Source organism: Janthinobacterium agaricidamnosum NBRC 102515 = DSM 9628 (assembly GCF_000723165.1).
Taxonomy (GTDB): Bacteria; Pseudomonadota; Gammaproteobacteria; order Burkholderiales; family Burkholderiaceae_D; genus Janthinobacterium; species Janthinobacterium agaricidamnosum.
This window is the reverse complement of the sequence record NZ_HG322949.1, coordinates 5,877,829-5,878,948: the sequence shown is the minus strand read 5'-3', so window position 1 is coordinate 5,878,948 and position 1,120 is coordinate 5,877,829. Positions and strand designations below refer to the sequence as shown.

1 protein-coding gene and 1 pseudogene are annotated in these 1,120 nt (G+C 64.9%); both read left to right on the top strand.

The genetic code is table 11. The features are described 5' to 3' along the window. Positions 1–82 precede the first annotated feature (82 nt). Complete coding sequence (tnpA, locus tag GJA_RS25465) at positions 83–448, top strand: IS66-like element accessory protein TnpA (RefSeq protein ID WP_051781323.1); 366 nt, start codon at positions 83–85, stop codon at positions 446–448. Next, positions 445–1,116 (top strand): annotated as a pseudogene (gene tnpB / locus GJA_RS28755) (IS66 family insertion sequence element accessory protein TnpB); the annotation flags it as partial. The gene tnpA and the pseudogene tnpB, both read left to right, overlap by 4 nt. Positions 1,117–1,120: the final 4 nt, after the last annotated feature.

Sequence of the window (1,120 nt, the reverse complement as noted above, 5' to 3'; positions counted from 1 at the left end):
TAAGCGTCTTCCCATCACCCTCTATCTTTAAAAGTACGCATACTCCACAGTAGTTCCCGTCATTTTTTTGATGAGAACTACTGTGGATACAGATGCAAAGACGGGCAACCGCAAAGGCCGCCTGAACTATCCGGCCGACTTCAAGCGGCGTCTCGCTACCGAGGCTTGCAAGCCTGGTATCTCGGTGTCTAAGCTGGCGCGGCAGCACACCATCAATGCCAATATGCTGTTCAAGTGGCGCCGCGAACTGCGCGCCGTCCTGTTCGAGCCGACCACGCCGGCGCTACTGCCCGTGCTGGTCAAGCGTGCCGCAGCACCGGCACCGGCACGGCATAAGGCTGCGCCAGGCGGCATGATCGAGATCGTCATTGGCGAGGCCGTCGTGCGCATCCATGCCGAGGTCGACGCCGCGTTGCTCAAGCTCGTCCTGCAAAGCCTGCGTTCATGATCGGCCTGCCGGCGGGCACACGCATCTGGCTGGCCGCCGGCGTGACCGACATGCGCTCCGGTTTCAACGGCCTGGCGGCCAGGGTGCAAACGGCCCTGGTCGAAGACCCGTTCAGCGGTCATGTGTTCGTGTTCCGGGGCCGGCGCGGCGACTTGATCAAAGTGCTGTGGTGGAGTGGCGATGGCCTGTGCCTGCTGACCAAGCGGCTCGAGCGCGGCCGCTTCGTCTGGCCGATGCCGACACTGGATCCGGCGCCGCGCAAGAAATCGGTACGCCGGCCCTTGCCGGATCACCTGCCGCGTGACGAGAAGGTGTATGCGCCATCAGGCGAGGCTTGCCCCGCCTGCGGCGGTGGCCTGCGTCCCTTGGGTGAAGATGTGGCGGAGCAACTGGAGTTCGTGCCGGCCAGCTTGCGCGTGATCCGCCACGTGCGTCCGAAACTGGCGTGCAAGTGCTGCGACACCATCGTGCAGGCGCCAGCACCAAGTCGACCGATCGCGCGCGGCATCGCCGGACCGGGCCTGCTGGCTCACATCCTGGTGGCCAAGTTCGCCGATCATCTACCGCTGTACCGGCAGTCGGTGATTTATGCCCGCGAAGGCGTCGAACTGGAACGCGCGCTGCTGGCGAACTGGGTCGGCGCGGCCAGCGCGCTGCTGGGCCCGCTGGTCG